The 19,638-nt window shown below is 69.1% G+C and carries 15 protein-coding genes and 2 pseudogenes; 4 read left to right on the top strand and 13 right to left on the bottom strand.

All coding sequences use genetic code 11. The annotated features are described in order from the left end of the window. Nucleotides 1–149: 149 nt before the first annotated feature. Nucleotides 150–923, bottom strand: coding sequence for a glutathione S-transferase family protein (locus VMS22_16190; GenBank protein HXJ35573.1), 774 nt, complete (start codon nucleotides 921–923; stop codon nucleotides 150–152). 68 nt (nucleotides 924–991) lie between these two features. On the opposite strand from VMS22_16190, the gene VMS22_16185 reads away from it, so the two are divergent. Next, nucleotides 992–1,840 (top strand): alpha/beta hydrolase, encoded by an 849-nt coding sequence (locus tag VMS22_16185; protein ID HXJ35572.1) that lies wholly within the window; start codon nucleotides 992–994, stop codon nucleotides 1,838–1,840. Nucleotides 1,841–2,397: 557 nt separating this feature from the next. Beyond that, nucleotides 2,398–3,597: pseudogene (locus tag VMS22_16180) on the top strand (IS256 family transposase). 204 nt (nucleotides 3,598–3,801) lie between these two features. Here the strand turns inward: VMS22_16180 and VMS22_16175 are convergent. The 8 genes and pseudogenes from VMS22_16175 to VMS22_16140 form a co-directional block, all read right to left on the bottom strand. Beyond that, the gene (locus VMS22_16175) at nucleotides 3,802–4,929 is read right to left on the bottom strand and encodes an alpha/beta hydrolase (protein ID HXJ35571.1); all 1,128 of its coding nucleotides are present in this window, start codon (nucleotides 4,927–4,929) and stop codon (nucleotides 3,802–3,804) included. 527 nt (nucleotides 4,930–5,456) lie between these two features. Further along, a complete protein-coding gene (locus VMS22_16170) occupies nucleotides 5,457–5,936 on the bottom strand; it encodes a DUF202 domain-containing protein (protein ID HXJ35570.1) in 480 nt (159 codons plus the stop codon). A gap of 172 nt (nucleotides 5,937–6,108) precedes the next feature. After that, a pseudogene (locus tag VMS22_16165) lies at nucleotides 6,109–7,186 on the bottom strand (transposase). A gap of 456 nt (nucleotides 7,187–7,642) precedes the next feature. Then, nucleotides 7,643–9,319 (bottom strand): ABC transporter permease, encoded by a 1,677-nt coding sequence (locus VMS22_16160; GenBank protein ID HXJ35569.1) that lies wholly within the window; start codon nucleotides 9,317–9,319, stop codon nucleotides 7,643–7,645. Next, the gene (locus tag VMS22_16155; protein HXJ35568.1) at nucleotides 9,316–10,272 is read right to left on the bottom strand and encodes an ABC transporter ATP-binding protein; all 957 of its coding nucleotides are present in this window, start codon (nucleotides 10,270–10,272) and stop codon (nucleotides 9,316–9,318) included. The genes VMS22_16160 and VMS22_16155 overlap by 4 nt, the downstream gene beginning before the upstream one ends. A gap of 86 nt (nucleotides 10,273–10,358) precedes the next feature. Continuing rightward, the gene (locus tag VMS22_16150) at nucleotides 10,359–11,552 is read right to left on the bottom strand and encodes an SDR family oxidoreductase (protein ID HXJ35567.1); all 1,194 of its coding nucleotides are present in this window, start codon (nucleotides 11,550–11,552) and stop codon (nucleotides 10,359–10,361) included. A 2-nt stretch (nucleotides 11,553–11,554) separates the two neighbouring features. Then, nucleotides 11,555–12,277, bottom strand: a complete 723-nt coding sequence (locus VMS22_16145) for a hypothetical protein (protein ID HXJ35566.1) — start codon at nucleotides 12,275–12,277, stop codon at nucleotides 11,555–11,557. Then, nucleotides 12,264–12,947 carry a long-chain fatty aldehyde decarbonylase gene (locus VMS22_16140; protein HXJ35565.1) on the bottom strand — a complete coding sequence of 228 codons (684 nt, stop codon included), beginning with the start codon at nucleotides 12,945–12,947 and terminating at the stop codon, nucleotides 12,264–12,266. The genes VMS22_16145 and VMS22_16140 overlap by 14 nt, the downstream gene beginning before the upstream one ends. A 462-nt stretch (nucleotides 12,948–13,409) precedes the next feature. Between VMS22_16140 and VMS22_16135 the strand changes: the two genes are divergently transcribed. Beyond that, nucleotides 13,410–14,201: a DUF3108 domain-containing protein gene (locus tag VMS22_16135; GenBank protein HXJ35564.1), complete on the top strand. Its 792-nt coding sequence runs from the start codon at nucleotides 13,410–13,412 to the stop codon at nucleotides 14,199–14,201. A 20-nt stretch (nucleotides 14,202–14,221) separates the two neighbouring features. Here the strand turns inward: VMS22_16135 and VMS22_16130 are convergent, their stop codons facing one another. From VMS22_16130 to VMS22_16115, 4 genes are all read right to left on the bottom strand, one after another. Continuing rightward, nucleotides 14,222–15,283: an alpha/beta hydrolase gene (locus tag VMS22_16130; GenBank protein ID HXJ35563.1), complete on the bottom strand. Its 1,062-nt coding sequence runs from the start codon at nucleotides 15,281–15,283 to the stop codon at nucleotides 14,222–14,224. A gap of 524 nt (nucleotides 15,284–15,807) precedes the next feature. Further along, on the bottom strand, nucleotides 15,808–16,017 hold the full coding sequence (locus VMS22_16125) for a hypothetical protein (protein HXJ35562.1): 210 nt from the start codon (nucleotides 16,015–16,017) through the stop codon (nucleotides 15,808–15,810). Nucleotides 16,018–16,142: 125 nt separating this feature from the next. Continuing rightward, nucleotides 16,143–16,406, bottom strand: coding sequence for a hypothetical protein (locus VMS22_16120; protein ID HXJ35561.1), 264 nt, complete (start codon nucleotides 16,404–16,406; stop codon nucleotides 16,143–16,145). A 171-nt stretch (nucleotides 16,407–16,577) separates the two neighbouring features. Beyond that, entirely contained in the window at nucleotides 16,578–18,455 is a 1,878-nt protein-coding gene (locus tag VMS22_16115) for an alpha/beta hydrolase (GenBank protein HXJ35560.1), read from the bottom strand. Nucleotides 18,456–18,711: 256 nt separating this feature from the next. Between VMS22_16115 and VMS22_16110 the strand changes: the two genes are divergently transcribed. Further along, a partial coding sequence (locus VMS22_16110; GenBank protein HXJ35559.1) for a hypothetical protein occupies nucleotides 18,712–19,638 on the top strand: 927 nt, incomplete at its 3' end.

Here is a 19,638-nt window from a genome sequence, read left to right as displayed (position 1 = left end):
CGCGAACGTGTCGCCGAGGTGAACGAGCACTCGATCCGTGCCCGACCTAGCCGCCCGAACGCCACCGGCATCACTAGACGCGGACGATCGCCTCCGACTCCATGGCCCGCTGGGCGAGGCTCGGATGGCGCGTCAGTGCTCGTCCCTCCCTACCGTACGACGCGTCGGCCCCGAGACGACGGTGCATCGAGCTCGGGATAGTGGCGGAAGATGCCCATCGCGTTGAACGGCTGGCGTCGCTTGGATTCGAGATAGGCCGCGATCCGCGGGCGAGCCGCCACACGATCGCGGAGCGCGATCACGCGCGGGAGCTGCGGCGCGAGTCCCTCCATCGCGTTCGGGAAGGCGTAGCGCAGCCCTTCGACGACCTGGAACGCCGAGAGGTCGACGTACGTGCAATTCGATCCGACCAGCCATCGCCCGCCGCTCTTCCGGTTGCGCTGCAGCACCTTCTCGAGCCACGCGAGATACTTCGGCATCCGCTCCTTCACGAAGATCCGGGCGCGTTGCTTCGCGGCCGCCTTCTGGTCGTCGTAGTAGAGGCTTCCGGCGATCGGGTGATGGGTGTCGTGGATCTCCCCGACGAAATCCGCCAGCGTGAGCTGAATCTGGCTCGCCTCCGCACGCAGCGCACGACCGCTGGGGACGAGCCCGAGGCGAGGCGCGAGGAAGTCGAGGATGCTCGCGGTCTGCGAGACGACGACGTCACCGACCTTCACGAACGGTGGTGCGAACGGCAGCGCGCCAGGTTTCGCACCATCGAGGAGGCGCATCATGGCCATCATGCCGTTCTTCCGGTCGCGCGCGACGTCGACGTAGGCGATCCCGGCGTCCTCGAGCAACAGGCGGACGAACTCGCCCCGCCCTGGAATGCCGGGCCAATAGTAGAGCTCGATCGGGGTTCCGCGCTTCTTCATCGCCATGGTGAACCCTAGCAGAGGGTGGCCACGCCGCCGATCGCACGTGGGCGACGTCGTGCTAAACAAGAGGAATGAGGCTCGGGACCTTCCGATATCAGGGTTACACCCTCGGCTACGAGGTGCACGGCGACGGCGAGCGCACGATCGTCCTCACCAACGGGCTCTTGCTCGACGCCGGCGTCAATCGGCAGCTGGCGCGCAGCCTTGCCGCGCGCGGCTTTCGGGTCGTGCTCCTCGACCTCCTCGGCCACGGCAGGAGCGACAAGCCGCATCACGCCTCGCAGCACCGGATGGATCGCTACGCACGGCAGGTCGTGGGCGTGCTCGACGAGCTCGGCGTCGAGCGTGCCGTGGTGGGCGGAGTGTCGCTGGGCGCCAACGTCGCGCTGCACGTCGCGGTGCAGGCCCCCGACCGCGTCGCCGCGCTCATCGTCGAAATGCCCGTGCTCGAATGGGCGACGCCGGCGGCCGCGAGCCTGTTCGTGCCGTTGCTGCTCGCCGTCAGATTCGGTCGACGACTCTTCGGCTTCGTCACCTCGCTCATCCGCCGGCTGCCCCGCACCGGCATCGACCCGGTCGACAGCTTCCTCGGCACGTTCTCGTTGGAGCCCGAGGCGATCGCGGCGGTCCTGCACGGGATCCTCGTGGGACCGGTCGCGCCCGAGATCGAGGAACGGCGTGCGATCACCGCGCCGACGCTCATCATCGGACACGAGAACGACCTGATCCATCCCTTCAGCGACGCCGAGAACTTGGCGCAGCAGATCCCCGGCGCGCGGCTCGTCCAGGCGCGATCGATGTTCGAGCTGCGGCTCGCGCCCGAACGGCTCACGCGCGAGATCGTGCGCTTCCTCGACGACGTGTATGGCGCGCCGGCTCCGGCACGCCCGGTCGCGAGTGGCGAGAGTGTGGCACGGTAGAAGGGAGGCGGTTCGAGGGGGTACGCCAGTAGAGGACGGCCACCGCGGGAGCGCCGAGAGCTGGAAGGCCGTGTGATCTGACCCCGCTGTCCGAATCCTTCGCCAAGAACCAACCCCTGTCCGAATTGGTCGAGGATTCGGACGGTGTGTCCGTCTTCCGACATGCAAGCTTGCCAACCGCTCGCCGGCCTGTCCGAGTTGTAGATGAGCCCTGGTCGACCTGGGGCTCGGTGGTGCGGAGGTTTCGGTCACGTCCGTCGACACGCTCGGTCGCCAGGCTACCGGCAAATTCCGGCGGTTCGTCCCGCTGGCGGTCGTCGGCTAGCGCCCTACCGCTCCTCCAGAAGAGTCACCGTCCCAAGGGCCGATCGAGGTATTGGCAATAGTTGTGGATGGGCTCCAGGGGGTCGGTTCGGCGTGAGCAACGGGATCGAGATCTCAGGCGACGCAGAGATATGACCGGAAGTTGTGGATCGTGGAGCCCGTGACCCCGGCGGCGTATCCTCCCGCCTGACCGACCGCCGCCCCCAAGCGCGGGGGGGAAGGAGGCGGCACCCATGCTGAAGGTCGTCGGTAACGAGTCGGCGCAGGACGAGGTGGACGGGCGCTCCCTGCTCGACGAGATCGCCCGCGAGGGAGCGCGGCGGATGCTCGTGACGGCGCTGGAGACCGAGGTCGCCGCGTACCTGGAGGCCCATCGCGACGAACGCGACGAGGATGGGCACGCCCTGGTCGTCCGCAACGGCAAAGGCCGCACCCGGAAGGTGACGGTCGGTTCCGGGACGATCCCCGTCAGCGCACCCCGCGTGAACGACCGGCGGACCGATCAGGATGGTGAGCGACGCCGATTCACGAGCCGCATCATGCCGCCCTACATGCGCCGCTCCCCAAAGGTGGCCGAAGTGTTGCCCGTGCTGTACCTGCGCGGCCTCTCCACCGGCGACTTCCGCGAGGCGCTGGCGGCGCTTCTCGGGGATGATGCCGCCGGGTTGTCGGCCACGAACATCGCGCGGCTGACCAACGAGTGGGAGACCGAGTACCGCGCGTTCCAGAAGCGCAGCCTCGCCGACCGTGACTACGTCTACGTCTGGGTCGATGGCGTGCACTTCAACGTCCGGCTCGAAGACGACCGCCTCTGCACGCTCGTCATGATCGGCGTGCGGCCCGACGGGACGAATGAGCTGATCACGGTCGAGGATGGCTACCGCGAGAGCGCCGAGAGCTGAAAGACCGTGCTCCGGGACCTGAAGCGCCGGGGCATACGCCCGCCGGTCGTCGCTGTCGGGGACGGTGCCCTCGGTTTCTGGGCAGCAGTACGCGACGTGTGGCCGAAGACTCGCGAGCAGCGCGACTGGTTCCACAAGCTCGGGAACATCCTCGACAAGCTCCCGAAGCGCCTCCAGCCGCGCGTGAAGGCCGCGCTGCACGAGGTGATGTACGCCGAGACCCGTGACGAGGCGCGCGAAGCGGCGCAGCAGTTCGCCACCGAGTACGGCCCGAAGTACCCGAAGGCGGTCACGACGCTGGAGAAGGACGCCGACGTGCTGCTCACGTTCTTCGACTTCCCGGCCGAGCATTGGAAGCATCTCCGCACGTCGAACGTGATCGAGCCCCCGTTCGCGACGGTGCGGCTGCGCCAGCGCGTGACTAAGGGCGCGGGGTCGCGCACGAAGGGGCTCCTGATGGCGTACAAGCTCCTGGACATGGCGCAGGCCCGATGGCGGCGGCTCGACGGTGTGCACCTCCTGCCACTGGTGCGTGCCGACATCGCCTTCGTGGATGCCGTTCAGCAAGAGGAAGGGCAGCAAGCCGAAGGCGAAGGCGGCATGATTCCTCGGCGCTCATCGCGGGCGATCCACACCACATCGAAGGTTCAAGCAAAGTACGCGACGTGGGGATTTAACTGGGCGGCGGGCCTCCGGGGTCTGTGCGCGGGTAGGCGGCGGGCGGAGCAGGGCACGTCAGGTACCAGCGGGGATGCGCCAGAACGGTCGCTGGATCTCTTCGAGCGGTCGGCCCGGCTCACCCGGCTTGAGTCCGTAGCGGATCAGCGCGACCAGGTCCGAGCTCACCGCCGGATCGGAGGTGAAGTAGCTGTGCCCGAGGAAGCCGGGCGTTCCCTTTACCTCGATGAAGTCGACGAGATAGGCGAGACGCACGGCCTTCGCGGCCCGCTCCTTGGTGAGCAGCGCCACGTCGACCCGGCCGAGCCGTACGAGGCTCCCGAAGAGGAATTGGGAGAGCGTCAGCGCCTTGTCGTCCGAGGACACGTAGGACGTGATGTGCACGCCGGGACCGGAGAAGACCTTGCGCGGCTGCGGAGCGGCCCCGTAGGCCAGATCGGGATCAGAGACGACGCCGAAGATCTTCGCCGCCGCGACGTCGGCGTCGATGTCCGGCGCCAGCAGTACGATGTTCCTCACCTTGAAGCGGTCGGCGATGGAACTCCCAGCGGCGTAGGCCTCGATGTTGAGCTCGCGCAGCACCGACGCGAGTACGTCCGTGCCGCGGCTGTGTGCCATCAAATGGATGCGCTCGACGCCGGGAGTCTGTGCAATTAGGCGGATCGCCTGTTTCAGATGCTGCACGGCGAACTCGCCGGATTCGCGGTCGACGTTGTAGCCCGCCATCATCCCACGCGATCCGCCGGCCGGCCAGCTGAAGATCCCGCATACGAACTCGCGGCCGAAGAAGTGGCAGAGATCGGCCATGCTGAAGGCGGCGTCCTGGAAGGTGTTGGCGTAGCCGTGCACGAAGAGGACGACCTCCTTCCGGGGCGAGGCTGCGATGCGCCGCGCCACCTCTGCCTGGAGGCCCGCGGCGGCCCGTTCGTGGGCATCGACGACCGCCGGAGACCGGGTGATGCCGCCCGACACCGGGTCGACGTCGTAGGGGATCGGCGGGAAGCGCCCGAGCTCCGTCGTCGCGCCGAGCTGCAGCTCGAGCGGCAACTGGCGCGGGCTCTCCCTGCTCTGCTCGGCGAGGACCAGCCACGGCACCTGATCGCCGATCTCGACCGTGACCGATCCGAACGCCATCGAGCGCGAACGATCGGAGCTGTAGGCGGGCGAACCGTCCGGCTTCGTCACGGGTGCACGGTCCGTGACATAGAGCAGATCGACAGACGTTGTCGGAGGTGCCGGCCCCGTGAAGAGCGGCCGCGCGGCGGCGTCGGCGTAGATCCTCGGAGTCGGCATCAGGCGGGGTGCACCGGCGCACCCCACCAGCAGTACGGCCAGCAGTACGGCGGCTCCGAGAACACGAAGGGCGCAAGCTCGCTTTAGGGAGGGCCGCACCGCGCGGCGGAGAGCCATCGAGCAATCGTCTGCCAGCATCGGGGGGAAAGGGGAGGCCTTCTACTTCGCCTTCGGCGAGCACGACAGCTACACTACGCTCGACGTACCGAGCAACGCCGATGCGGCGGCATTCGCAGCCACCATCAGCGCCACCGGGAGCGGTGGAGATCGAAAAGCCTTCCGCGACGGCGGCCACCCCCGTAGCCCCGCTCCCCACGCGATCCACAAGTATTGCCACGTCCGCGACGCACCATGGCCGGTCCTGTGCCAATTCCAGCCAGAGTTGTCGTTCGAGACGCAAAGAGCGACTCTCTACGACCTCAACCAGAGTGAGCCATCCCAATGAGCAGGAAGTAAACGCCTGCGAGGCCGAATCCCGTGAGTAGCACGGCCACCGTAATGCTGAGGGGCCAGTGGGTCAGGACGGGCATCTCGCCCCGCCGAAGCCGGCGAAGCGCGAACCAGTGGGAGGTGCCCGCGAGTGCCGTCGCGACGATCCCCAGGACGAGGAGCGCCATGCCCATCTTGATCGCCCCCTCCTGCAGGCGGGTCGCCTCCGGATTCTGGGGATGTGCTTCGCGCACGCCCCGGAAGAATGCGGCCAGACCGAAGCCGAAGGTCGCCATCGTCAGCGTCGTCCGGATCCAGGCGAGCGTCGTGCGGTCCAGCGCCAGCTTCACGCGGAAGCTGGCCAGGCTGGTCCGATCGCGCGCCAGAGCGACCGCGTCCTTTTCGAGCCTCTCGACGACAGCGGTTTCGGTCGCAATCGGGTCCGGAGGCGTCCGCGGTCTCTCGTTCACGATGGCCTCCTGAAGCTTCAGGGGTACTCAGTCTCGCAGCGGCTTCTACCACAAGTCGGGCGACGCTTTAGCTATCTGCGGCCCAGACGTCTAGCTAATGGCGCTCAGGGACAACATCGGCGATCCGGACAGCTCCGCATTGGCAGTGGCATGGCTGCAGGGTCGCCGAGGATCACGCCGGCTTTGCCTTCGGCTTGCTGACCTTTCCCTCCTGCTGGACGCCGTCTACGAAGGCGATGCCGGCCCGCACGAGCGGCAGCAGATGCGTGCCATCGAGTCGTCGCCAACGGGCCTGCGCCATGTCCAGGAGCTCGTAGGTCATCAGGAGCCCTTTCTTGCGGCAACCCGCGCCCTTCGTCACGCGCTGGCGCAGTCGGACCGTCGCGAACGGAGACTCGATCACGTTCGAGGTCCGCAGATGCTTCCAATGTTCGGCGGGAAAGTCGAAGAACGTGAGGAGCACGTCGGCGTCCTTCTCCAGGGTCTCGACCGCCTTCGGGTACTTCGGACTGTACTCGGTGGCGAACCGCGCGATCGCGTCGCGGGCATGGTGCCGGCTCTCGGCGTACATCACCTCGTGGAGCACGGCCTTCACGCGAGGTTGGAGCCGCCTCGGCAGCGATCAGTTCCTTCGTGCCATTCACCCGCACCCCGATCATCACGAGCGTGCAGAGGCGGTCATCCTCCAGGCGGATGTTGAAGTGCACGCCATCGACCCAGACGTACACGTACTCGCGGTCGGCGAGACTCCGCTTCTGGAAGGCGCGGTACTCGATCTCCCACTCGTTGGTCAGTCGCGCAATGCTGGTGGCGGATAACCCAGCGGCATCGTCCACGAGCAGCGCCGTCAGGGCCTCGCGGAAGTCGCCGGTGGAGAGGCCCCGCAGGTAGAGCACGGGCAAGACCTCCGCCACCTTCGGGGAACGGCGCATGTACGGCGGCAGGATGCGGCTCGTGAATCGGCGTCGCTCGCCATCCTGGTCGGTCCGCCGGTCGTTCATACGGGGCGCGCTCACCGGGATCGTCCCGGAGCCGACCGTCACCTTTCGGGTGCGTCCCTTGCCGTTACGGACGACCAGGGCATGGCCCTCGGCGTCGCGTTCGTCGCGGTGGGCCTCCAGATACGGGGCTACCTCGGTCTCCAGCGCCGTCGCGAGCATCCGGCGCGCCCCCTCGCGGGCGATGTCGTCGAGCAACGAGCCCCCGTCTCCCGCGTTCTCCGCTGCCTCGGTGCCGACGACCGTCAGCATGGGTGCCGACTTGTTCGCCCGCCCGCCAAGGCGCGGCGGTCGCTCAGGCGGGAAGATACGCCGCCGGGGTCACGCGCTCCACGATCCACAACTTCCGGTCATACCTCGGGCCGATCCACACCACTTGCCAATACCTCGAGGTTCACTTGATCGCGCATCAAGCGGCGAGGGCCGGGACTCTACGGGTTCGCCTCTGACCACAGCCCACAGGTGCCGCGAAGCCGTGCGGTGACGTCATCGTGAGTCACGGTCTTCTCGGCAGTTGTGGTCGGTTGTCGTCGCGCGTCGACGGTCGGAAACCGGATGGCATTCAAGAGGTCGAGGGTTCGACTCCCTTCGGCTCCACTTTCCTCCTGCCCGAGCAACGTGCGCTCAGCTCAGCGACGGGTGAGATTGATCGGTTCGTCGACGCGCCGGGTGGCTGAAGCGTTCAGCAGCGCGGCGGAGGCTTCTTCTTCACACCCGGCTCGGACGAAAGGCGACGAGGCCGACCACCAGGAAGGCGAGGCCGAAGAGGAGGAGCACGAGGGTCGGCTCGAGCGCCGCCGTGACGGTCTGGTGGCGCATCATCAGGTCCTTGAAGCCGGACATCGCCCAGGTGGTCGGGAGGACACGCGCGAGACCGCGCATCCAGCGCGGCTCGAGGTCTATGGGCCACCAGCAGCCGCCGACGGCGCACATGGTGACGATCGCGATCGCGCCGAGGGGGATGACCGCGTCGCGGGTCGGGGCCAGTCCGGCGACCAGCACGCCGAAGGCCGTCCCGACGAAGACGATGCCCACCGTCGGCAGGAGAAGCGCCACGGGCTGCGGGCCGAGGGACACGCCAAAGGCCGCCCGACCGACCCCGAGGAGCGCGATCATCTGCAGGACGCCGACCAGGAAGCGCACCGTGAGCTTGCCCAGGACGAGCGTCGCGACCGGGGCCTGCGTCGCGCGGACGCGATCGAGCGTGCCGAGCTCGCGTTCGTCGATCAGCGTCATCGCGACCCCGATCAGCATGCCGAGCATGAGGAACGTGATGCTGAAGCCGGGCACGTACTGGTCGAAGCTGTTGAGACGGCTCGGCGCTCCGCTCACGCTCGTCTCGACGACGTCGAGCAGCCGCGGCAGCCGGACGTCGGGGAGCGACGGGAGCGCGAGTGCGGTCACCGCAGGGGGTTCGGGCAGGGGCGGCAGGGCGAGGTCGAGGGGCAGCTTCGGGAGCGCGACGTCGCCCGGCGCGCCCAGAATGCGGCTCGCGAGCGCATCGTCGTCGCCGTGCGCGAGCTGTTCGAGGGCCGCCGGCAGGGCCGGCGGCTCGGGTGGTGGCGGGATGCGGTCGGCGAAGCGTCCCGCCTGCTCCCGCACTCCGGCGAGCCACGACTCGAAGGTCCCGCGATAGGCGGCGAGCGCGTCGACGAACTCGTGGAGCGGAGCGAGCTCGCGCTCGAGACGCCTCCGCGCCGCACCCAGGCGCTCCGCTTCGGTGCGGCGGAGGCCCTCGCGGAGTGTGTTCTCCAGCCGAGCGCCGGCCACCTCGACGCGGCGGGCGACGTCGGCGTGCACCTCGTGTACACGGTCGGCGGTACGGGCGAGCGCGGCCCGCAGGCGGGCGAACCGTCGCTCGAGCCGGCGCTCCTCGGCCAGCGCGCGCGCTCGCACGCGGTCGATTCGACGCTGCGCGAGGTCGATCGCATGTTGACCGACCGCTTGGCGGAGCTCCTCGACGAGGAAGCGCACGTTGGTGAGCTCGACGAACTTGACCGGGTCGGTGAGGAGGCGGAGCGACGCGCGCGACCCGCGCGCGAGCGCGGCCGACGTGCCGGCGGGGATGACGAGGACGGCGGCGCTCTCGCGGGAATGGACGAGCTCGAGCGCCTGCTCGCGAGTCGGGACGGTGCGGACCTCGATCGTCGCATCGTCGGTGAGCCGCTCCCGCAACTCGGCGGCGATGCGTCCATCGTCCTCGTCGACCACGGGCAGCACGTAGGCACCCGGCTGCGGCACGCCGCCGAAGAGGGTCGACAGCGAGAACCCGGCCACCGACATCACGATCAGCGGCGCGATGGTGAGGAAGACGAGGCCCACGCGATCGCGGACGAGCAAGCGCACGTCCTTGACGAACGCCGCAACCAGCGCACGGACGATCATGGCGTGGGGTCTTCCCCGGTGTCACCGTCGCGTAGCTCGTGGCCCGTCAGGTGGAAGAACACGTCGGCGAGATCGGGACGGTGGAGGGCAACGTCGAGGATCTCGCCGCCGTCGGCTCGGGCGCGGTCGAGGAGCGCGGGCACGAGCCCGACCTCGTCGATTTGGAGGACGATCCTCTCGGCCGTGGCCGAGGTCGCACGCGCCCGCACGCCGGTGCCCGGCCAACCGGCGGGGAGGGGGCGCTCGGTGTGCAGCGTGAGCACCGGGCGCAGGCCGAGGCGAGAGACCAGCTCGGTCGGGGTCCCGCTCGCGATCACCCGCCCGCCGTCGAGCAGGATCACGCGATCGCACAGGCGCTGTGCCTCCTCCATCAAGTGGGTGCTGTGCAGGATCGCGCCGCCCTCGGCGGCGAGCGAGCGCTCGAGCGCGTAGATGCGTTCCCGCGCCTGCGGGTCGACGCCGACGGTCGGCTCGTCGAGCAGGACGACGCGCGGCCCGTGCAGGATGCCGCAGGCGAGGTTCAAGCGTCGTGCCATCCCACCGGAGTACTGGGCCACCGGCTCGTCGGCCCGGCTTTCGAGGCCGACCAGCGCGAGCACCCGCGCGATCGCAGCGCGGGCGGCCCGGTGGTCGAGGCCCTGGAGCGGTGCGAAATACGCCAGGTTCTCCCGCGCGGTGAGCGCCGGGTAGACGGCTGCGCGCTGCGGTACGAGGCCGAGCGACCGGCGCGCGAGTCGCGCCCCGGCGGGGAGGGTGTGTCCCGCGACTTCGACGTGGCCGGACGTCTGCTCGAGCAGGGTCGCGATGATGGAGAGCGTCGTCGACTTCCCGGCGCCGTTGGGACCGAGCAGCGCGACGATCTCGCCCGGCGCCACCTCGAAGCTCACGCCGTCGAGCGCGCGCCGCGTGCGATAGACCTTCACGACGTCGCGGCAGAGGATCGCGGCGCTCATGGGGCGGGCAGTCTGCCAGGCTCGCGGCCGATCGCAACGTCGGGCGGGCGCCGGCGGCCGGCACGGCGCCAGGCGATGAGCATCGTCTACGAGGCTCGCGCGCCGGGCGGCCGAGCACGCTCGCCGGTCCGATCGACGAATCGTGGGGTGGGCACGCCCGCCGCTTCATACCGTTGGATGAAGCGCTGCAGCCGTGGCGAGTCCGCGACGAAGCGACGCTGCGCGACGGCGATCGTCTCGAGGCTCGCGTCGGTCATCTCGAGTCCGTTGCGACGCAACCCCTCCAGTCGGTCCCGGCAGAAGTTCCATCGAGAAGACCCGATCTCGTTGTTCACTGCGGTGAAGTCGAGGAGCAGACGGACCTCGGGTGCCACCTCGTCCATCGGCACGGTGTCGAGTCGATCGAAGAAGTGGACGTCGTGTGGCCCGCCATGAACCGAGAACCAAAGCGTCCAGAGATCGCGCATCGTCGGGAGCGCGTCATCACGTGACACCAGGTGCATGACGGCGCGGTCCGGCAGCGTCCGGTAGGCCGCCCAGAAGCCCGTCGTGAATGCGTCCTGGTGCAGGAAGTTGACCGGCTCGTTGCCGGCGACGACGTGCAGGACGCGGGGGAATCCCATCGACAGGTAGCGTACGCCGGCGGTCCAGAGCTGGTAGAGTCCGTAGGGCTTGCCGCCGTAGCGCCCGTCGCGGCTGTCGCCGATGACGATCGATGGTCGAACGACGACGTACGGGAGGCCGCTGCGAGCGACCAGCCATTCCGCCTCGCGCTTCGTGCGCGTGTAGTCGGTCGGGTCGTTACGCGGCTCGTCGTGCAGGGTCTCGAGGATCGGGCAGTCGGTGAACCCGGCGCTGTACGCCGTCGAGAGGTACACGAACCGGCGCACGTCGAGCGCCGTGCCGAGCGAGAGGATGGCGCGGGTCAAGTCGAGGTTGCCCGCCTGGAGTCTGCGCACGTTGAAGTAGCTCAGCGACCCGGCGCAGTGCAGGATGTCGCGGACCCCGAGGTCACGGAGGCTGCGGTAGAGCTCGTCGATGTGCTCGTGGGGTGGCAAGGGCACCGTCACGATCCGGGCCGAATCGGCAGCTCGAGGCGGGCGCCCCTCGGCCGCGAGCTCGGTCAGGATCGGCGCGAGCACCCGCTCGCGCGTGTACGGCTCGCGCAGCGGCAGGACGATCGTTGCGTCGCTCTCGACGAGCGCCTTCGCGGCGACGAGCGAGCCGAGGAATCCATTGCCCCCCGTGATCAGAATCGAGCCGGCCGATGCGTCGTGCACGCTCACAGCCCCATGCAGGCGCCGGCCAGATGCGCGACGACCTTTCGCCGTTGCATTCCGAGCGCGGTGCACGCGGTGATGAGACCCGCCGCGAATTCGCCCAGGACGTCGGCGAAGCGCAGACCGAAGCGCTCGCCGAAGACCTCGTCGACGGGCTCTGCGAGCGGATCGAGGGCGGCAATGACCTCCTCCGACGCATCGACGAATACCGCATAGAGTCGCTCGTGGGTGCCGACGCGCGCGGCGATCTCCGCGGACGCGATCGCCGTCACCGAAACGCTCGCAGCCCGTCCGACTGCCGCGAGCGTGCGCGACGCGGGGCTCGCCTGCTCGGTGCTCTCCGCGATGCCATAGATGGCTTGACCGAGGTGCTCGAGCACGAGGCCCTGCACGATCAGCACGGAGATCGCGTCGGCGCCCCGGGCTCGCGCGAGGAGCTCGTCGACCGGAGCCGCCAATGTGCTCGCGGCGAGTGGTGCCTCGTCGGCCTCGAGAGCGTCCAGACGCGTGACGAAGCTCCGCTTCTCGGCCGTCGCCAGCGCGGACGCGTGTGCCGCGTAGTGCTCGAGCGCGGGTCGCTCGAACTTGTGCATGAGCGCCCACAGGAGGAGCTCCGTCGCGTCGACGGGTCGCGCTGCGAGAGTGCTGGCGTCCTCGGGCGACGTCGCGCCATCACCAGCGTCCCGGGTGCTCCCGCACCCGCCCTGGCGCCTATCGGTGTTCACGGCGGCGATACTTGGCCATGAGCGGAGCGAAGAGCGTGGTGACGCTTCGCAGGGCCGTGCGCTGGTCGAGCCCCACGTCCTCCAGCAGCCCGGCGTACCCGTCGAGCATACCCGCTGCGCACTGCGCGCCCGACAGCCCCACGACGTCGAGGTAGCCCGCGATGCTCATGAGCGATCCCCCGACGCAGTCGATCCCTTGCGTGTTCACACGTTCGGCGAGACCGAGGAACTCGCCGACGGCGCCGAAGTACCGGAGCCGCAGATAGCGGGTGATCCAGTCGACGTGGTAGCGCTCGTCGGCGAGGGCGGTGGCAAAGGCCTCGCGGGCGCCCGGGTAGGTGTCCGCGAGACCGAGGAACGGCTCGTAGGTGGCGATCGCCAGGCTTTCGACGATGAAACCCTGCAGCACGGCGAGCGCGTCGAAGTCGGACGCCCGCGCGTAACGCTCCACCTGCTCGACGAGATACCCGAGCTCGCGATCGGCGAACTCCCGGTCGGGCTCCACGGCGTTGGCGCGGCTCACCTGCAGGAAGGACGAGCCGTGGCGCGCCTCCATGGCGGCGAACTTTCGCAGCAGATCCCCGTGGTCGGCCCGAAGGTCGGCCATCGCCAGGTAGGTGCGCGCCGCGACCTTCTCACCGAAGATGGCAAGGCCCATGAGCGAGCTCATGGCCTGGCGGCGCGCAGCGGGCGGGTCGGAGGACGCGGGTGTCGTGTCGGGCGATTCCCTCGTTTGCATATCGCTTCCCGGCGTCGAGTCCTATCAGTCGGTAGCTGGACACGCGAGACGGTCACCCGGAGCGTCGTGGTCCCCCCCGAGGCGTCGTCGACAGTCTCTCCTGAGGCCGCGCCCGTCGGGCGATCCACGCGACGTGAGGGTGGTCTCTGCTCCGAGGATCGTCGCCAGGCAGCGGTTGCCAATCGACCAGAATTTCCACGGTCTGCGATTGCGGCGGGGAAGAGGCCCCGTCGCATCGGACCCCGTTCCCGGTCCTTGCCCCAAGCTGCCAGACCGCACCGCGCCCTCGACGGAGAGCCTCACGTCCTTGACGTCCTCCTTCTAGGAACGCCTTGCGATCGCGCCCCGGCCCCTCGACGGCGCACGCACGGCGTGTCACGGTGCAGACGGCGCATGCGGAACCGTCGAGCGGCGATGATCATCCTGGCAGTCCTCGTCGCGGGGGCGCGTCCCGAGGCGCACGCCGCGGACACCCGCACGCTTCACTACGACGTCTTCTACCTGGCGTTTCGGGTGCTTGCCGTGGACGTGCAGTCGCACGTCGAGCGGGCTGCGTATCGCACGAGCGTCTCCTTGCGGACGGCGGGCCTCTTCGCAGCCATCGTGCCGTGGCGATCCTCGGCGACGGCGGGCGGCACGATCGAGGGCCCGACGCTGCGTCCATCCTTCTATCGTGTCCAGAGCGAGTACCGTGACCGCGCCCAACGCATCGACCTCGAGTACGGCGACGCCGGCCGGGTCGGCGGCGGCGTCGACGGGGTCCTGACCGACGGGGAGCGCGACGACGTGCCGGAGCCGCTGCGCGCCGGGACCATGGATCCGGTGACCGCGGAGGCCGCGGTCGTCCAACGGCTCGCTGCGACCGGCACCTGTGCGGGCACGGTGCGCATCTTCGACGGGCTGCGGCGCTACGATCTGCGCTACGACGACCTGGGAGTCGGCGACCTCGAGCCGTCCCGGTACGACTCGTATCGCGGGAGCGCGCGCCTGTGTCGGGCGTCGGTGGACCCGGTCGCCGGATTCCTCCGCTCGGGTGAGCATGCAGGCGAGCAGGCGACGCAGGTGTTGGCGTGGCTCGCGCCCCCGGTGGCGGGTGCGACGCCCGTCGCCGTGCGGATCGAGCTGTCCGGCCCGCGGGGGACGCTCCACGCGCATCTGGCGGAGCCGACACCCGACGCCCCATAGATCCATCGGCAGCCGAGGATCTACGGCCGGCGAGCCGCGCGAGCGAGCCGGGTCGTGACGAACTCGCCGATCGCCCGATAGACCCGCGCGCTGGCATCTGCCCACGGCATCAGCAGCGGGAACACGTGGAACATGCCGGGCTCCTCGATCGCGGTCGCGTCCACGTCGGACGCCTTCAGTCGTTCGACGAATCCGCGGATGCCGTCCCGGAACATCTCGTCCCCGCCGAGGGAGACGAACGTCGGGGGGAAGCCATGGAGGTCGGCGTCGATCGCGGACACCAGGGGGTGCCGCGAGTCGAGCCCGTGCAGATACGGCCACACGGGGATGTTCCAGGGCAGGATGTCCAGGGCCGCGTTGTCGGTGATCGAGCGCTCTTCGAGCGTCAGGCTCACCTCGGGAGAGATGAGGATCAGGCCCGCCGGTCTCGGCAAGGCGCGCGAAAGTGGGTCGAGCATGAGGGCGTTCACGAGGCCGCCGCCACCGGAATCGCCCGCGAGGAACAGGCGGTCGGGCCGCGTGCCCGCATCGAGCATCCCCTGGTAGACCGCGGCGGCGTCGACGAGGCTCGCGGGAAAGGGGAATTCGGGCGCCAGCCTGTAGTCCGGCGCGAAGATCTCGCAGCCGGTCTCGGCCGCGATCCGTCCCGTGGAGATCGTGTACATGGCCGGCGACGTGCCGATGTAGCCCCCGCCATGGAGGTAGAGGATGGTGCCGCGCGGCTCGACGTTCCCGCGGCGGTACCACAGCCCGCGAACGCCGCCGACCTCGGCGTCGTCCATCACGATGTCGAGTGGGCGCAGGAACGGCGGGAGGACGACGCGACAGAGGCGGTCGAGCACGTTTTCGACGGAGCGGAACTCGGGCGTCGGAAGCGACGTGGCATAGCCGAGGAAGGCCCGCATCACGCTGCGGGTCACTGTGATGCCGACGTTGTGGAGCGTGCTCGCGCGACCTCGCCACGGACGTCGAAACGGCACCGACGCCAGGGCATTGAGCAGCTGTGCCGCGAGACCCGCGAGGGCGAAGACGGTCGTCGCGGTCGAGGCGGTCTTCACGTCGGGGCGCGATGCCATCGTCATGGCGCGGACGGCCGTTCGCTTCCGTTCGACTCACCGTCTGGCCGGCCAGAGGTATCGCGCCAGCGGGACGGACCCGAAGCCCCGATTCTCCGGTCTCATGACGCCCCGGGCAGATGGAATGGGCCCCGGGCTCCCTGGTATGCATCCGCTCGGTCGGTTCATGAGCGCGATGATGTGCTCGATCTGGGGCAGCGTGTCCGTGCCCTCGGGGAGGTGCGGGCGGGGAAGGGAGCCGGGCTTCCGTCGCCGGTGCACGGCGGCGTGAACGTCGATCCCGCCGCCTACCGCGAGGCCGAGACCGAGGGCACCGGCGCCGGCGAGGAGCGCACGGCGGGAGATCCCGCCCGCGCGGGACGCGGAATGGAGCGAGGTGGCGGATTCGTCGGGTGTCGTGGCCGGGCGATAGTCGCTCGGGCCGCGAGCCGTCAAGTTGCAATCCGTCGAGGACCCAGGGCACGCCCTCGGCTGCACCGCCGGACGCCTCGGCTAGAGGCGCCCGGCCGCGGCGCGCACGAGATCCAACCTCACTTCACGTCCACTTCCATGTGCATCCATGGATGGATGCAGCACTGGAAGAGATGCTTGCCCCTCGAGAGGCCCGCGACCTCGAGTTGGCTTCTCTGAAGGATGCGCGTCCTGGCGACTGCGACGTTCTTGAAGCCGCCGGCGCACTCCGGAGCGATGGGCTCGCCGTGGTTGAGCGCCTCGACGAATCCGCCGCCGAACTGGGCCACCTCCGTGAACGTGTGGGGCTCACCACCTTGGTCGACGACCGAGAGAGTGGTCCCTTTCGGAATCGTCAGCTGATCGGGCTCGAAGTCCCAGCCCGGATCGGGAGTTCCGGCGTTCGCCTGGTCGATCAGCTTCTGCAGCGAGGTCTCGAAGCCCAGGCCGAGACGTACAGCGTGACGTTGTGGCAGAAGCCCGTCCCGTCAGCCCCCACGGCCGGGTTGAACGTCGTCGGATCGCACTCGTCCAGGGCCACCACTTGGGCGTGGCGTGGCGGCTCGTTCAAGACCACCACCTGGGGGTGGCGTGGCGGTCCGTCCTGCGCCGTCGCACGTGTCGCGCCGACGACGATGACGCATCCGGTCAGCAGAATCAGTCGCGTTGCCCTGTGCATCGCTGCGTCCTCCTACGCGTTTTCGCCGGGGCGTACGCGAAACCCGATGGGTCGTCGCCGCGGCTCGAGTGGATCGTTCCTGCCCTTCAAGCGTAACGAAGTGCGGGACGACGTGCCGACGTCCGGCACAAATCGAGGACGCGGCCACGAATGTGCGTCCGCGCGAGCGTGCTAGAGCTGCCAGGCGACGGGAGGCAGCGCACCGGGATCGTAGGTGCAACAGTGGCCGGTCTTGATCGACGCTGCGAGATAGCGGCCGAGCGAAGCGTCCCTGGCACGGATCTTCGCGAGGGCCGCCTTGATCGCTTTCGTCACCATCAGGCGAGCTCGTTCAGCGTGCGAGGCAGCCTTCCGGTGTCGTCCGCCCAGCCCCGCCGCGCCGGCAATCTGATCGCGAAGCGACTCGAGCTCGGTGCGCAGTCGCGCGGCCCGCAACGTATCGTTGAACCGATCGGCCTCCGCGACCTCCTCGCGGAGCTCGCCCATGCGACGACGGTATTGCTCGCGGGCCTTGGCGTCGAGGAGTGTGCCGGCATCCCCGAGGTTGGGGGCCGTCGTTCCACCTGAATCGATCCACGCGTGATCGCTACCGCCCGTCGTCCCAGGCGCCGCGAGATCGGAGGCCAGGACCTGGCGGCCAGGATGGCCGAGCAGGTAGGCGATGTAGTGAAGACCCTTGGCGTGCTTCAGGCGGACCACATTGCCCCGCCACGACACCGTCCAATAGTCGCCTTCCCGCCGAAACACAGCTCGGGACGCAGGGGCTCCGACCGCGCCGGCGTCGCCGGTGGGGCTGGAGATGTCGCGTTCGGCTCTCTCGCACGAGCCGCGGCCCGTGGCGTGCCGACGGTAGATCTCGATCGCCATGTCGACCTTCTCGATGGCGGCGCGACGATCTGCGCCGGCGTGCAACGCGGCACCCCAGCTCTGGAACGTCTGTGCCTCCTGCCACACCATCCCGTAGCGCCGAAACGTCTCGGCCGCCTTGACGAACTGTGCCTCGGCCTCGCCCCACGATCCTCGTGCGGCGGCGGCGAGCGCTTCGGCGCGCGCGACGAGGCCGGCGAGCCCGGGCCCGTCCTCACCGCACGCGAGAATCTCACGGCACCGTTCGAGCTCCGCGATCGCGTCGTCCGCGCCTCGCCACTCGGCGTCCGGTGCCGGCGGGAGGTGCTTCACGGGGTCGACGGGATCGGCGGATACCGCGATGGGCGACGGCCGCTCCGCACGCGGGCGGCGCCGCGTGCCGGTGACGAACTCCTCGACCTCGTCGAGGAGGACGTCGAGCAGGTCCTGCTCGAATGCTTGGAGCAGATGGTCCACCCCGGGGAGCTCGACGTACCGCGCGCCAGGAATGTGCTCGGCCATGTAGCGACCGGACTCGACGGGTACGAGCGAATCGCCCTCGCGATGGAGGATCAGCGTCGGCACGTTGATGGAAGGCAAGAGGTCACGGACGTCGATCTCGTAGTTGGCCCGCATCAGCGCGAGAATGGCTCCGGGGCTCGCCACGGCGCGCTCGAGGCGTCCGAACCACTGCACGAAGGCCTTGTCGTTCCGCCGGCTCGGCGCATTCACGCGGACGAGTATGCCTTCGCCCCAGTGGGTCTCCAGCGTCTGGAGGAATCGGTCGAATTGCTCGCGCGTCACGTACATCGACGGATAGCTTCCGTAGAGCACGAGCCCGGAGACCCGCTCCGGATGCGTGGCGGCGAGCTTCAGGGACAGCTGACCGCCTTCGGACCAACCGTAGATCGTCGCGCGATCCGACCCGGCCGCGTCCATCACCGCCAGCACGTCGCCGACCCGCTCCTCGAGCGTCTGATCGGCGACGCGATCGGAGAGGCCCTGGCCGCGCTTGTCGAAAACGATCACGCGCGAGAAGGAGGCGAGCCGTTTCAGCAGATACTCGTTCGCGGGCAGCTCCCAGAAGAGCTCCACATGCGACACGGTGCCCGGCACGAGCACGATGTCGGGCGGGCCATCGCCAAAAACGCGATACGCGATGTGCACTTCGCCGCTCTTGGCGTACCTGATCTCAGCTCCCATGACGCTCCAGCCCCATTTACCGGCGCTGCGAGCGCCGGGGTAGAGGGCGCCCGCGGTGTAGGGCTCGCCCCGGTTTGCCTCTTCGCCAGAGGGCCCGCCCCGAGCCGCCGATCGAAGCTCGCCCAGATGGCAGCCAGACCCGGCCCAAATGGGCAGCAGGCAGTCACGAAAATCATGAGGCGCCGCCCCGGGGCGCACGGTCCCGCGGATCGACAGGAACGGTTCCGATGTGCGAAACGAGCCGGACGACTCAACGATGGAGGAATACGTGGGCACGAAGAATCTCCGCACGGTGATCATGGCGGTCGTCGCTGCCGTCGGCCTGCTCTCGTCAGGTCCGGCCGACGCGTTCCGTGCGCCCGAGCTGTCCACCCAGGAGCAGAAGACGCTGCGGGAGAACTTCACCCTCTGCGTCGGGAAGCTGAAGGGACCGTACACCGAGAACTTCTGCGTCTGCCCCGGTGGCGAGAAGCGCCCGGTGCGGAGCGCCAGCGGCGCCCTCGGCACCGGCTGCAAGGACCCGATCTTCTGCGCCGCCTACCGCGCACCCTGGGCCGAGGCGCTGGCGAAGAACGGCGTCTACATCGCGAACGTCTTCTCGCGCGATCTCTACCTGTGGGACACGTTCCCGGACCACAACGACCTGGTCAGAGGCTACGTCCTCGAGCAGTACTTCGTCGCGACGAACCCCACGCACAAGTTCGCCGAGCTGCGCGCCTTCCGCGGGCTCGCCAGCGCGGAGGAGCAAGCTCCCGCGGCGGCGAACTTCTTCGAGCGCTACCTCACCGCTCCCGAGTTCAACGACAGCCGCGACTTTCTGCTCGCCTACGAGCTTCAGAAGCGCTACTTCTTTCACGCCGACCTCGGTCAGATCGAGAAGATCCGAGCCATCGCGGTGCGCGTTCAGGCGGCCGACCCGCGCTTCAAGCCGCTCCGCGACGCGGTCCACAACCAGATGTCAGCGCGGCTGATCCCCGACCTCGCCGCGTACCGCGACAAGCTGCCGCCGGGCGCGACGCGCGCCGAGGTCGACGAGATGATCGCCGAGATCACCAAGCTCACGTCGACCGACGAGAGCGCGCTCGTGCGCCAGGTGGGCGAGGTGCAGGACGCGCCCCTGCGCGCGAAGCTCGGCGCGCTCGTCCCGACGCCGAAGACCGCCGCGGTCGACGCGGTCTCGTCC

Source organism: Candidatus Eisenbacteria bacterium, from assembly GCA_035577985.1.
Taxonomy (GTDB): Bacteria; Desulfobacterota; Binatia; order DP-6; family DP-6; genus DATJZY01.
This window is presented reverse-complemented; position numbering and strand designations above follow the sequence as displayed.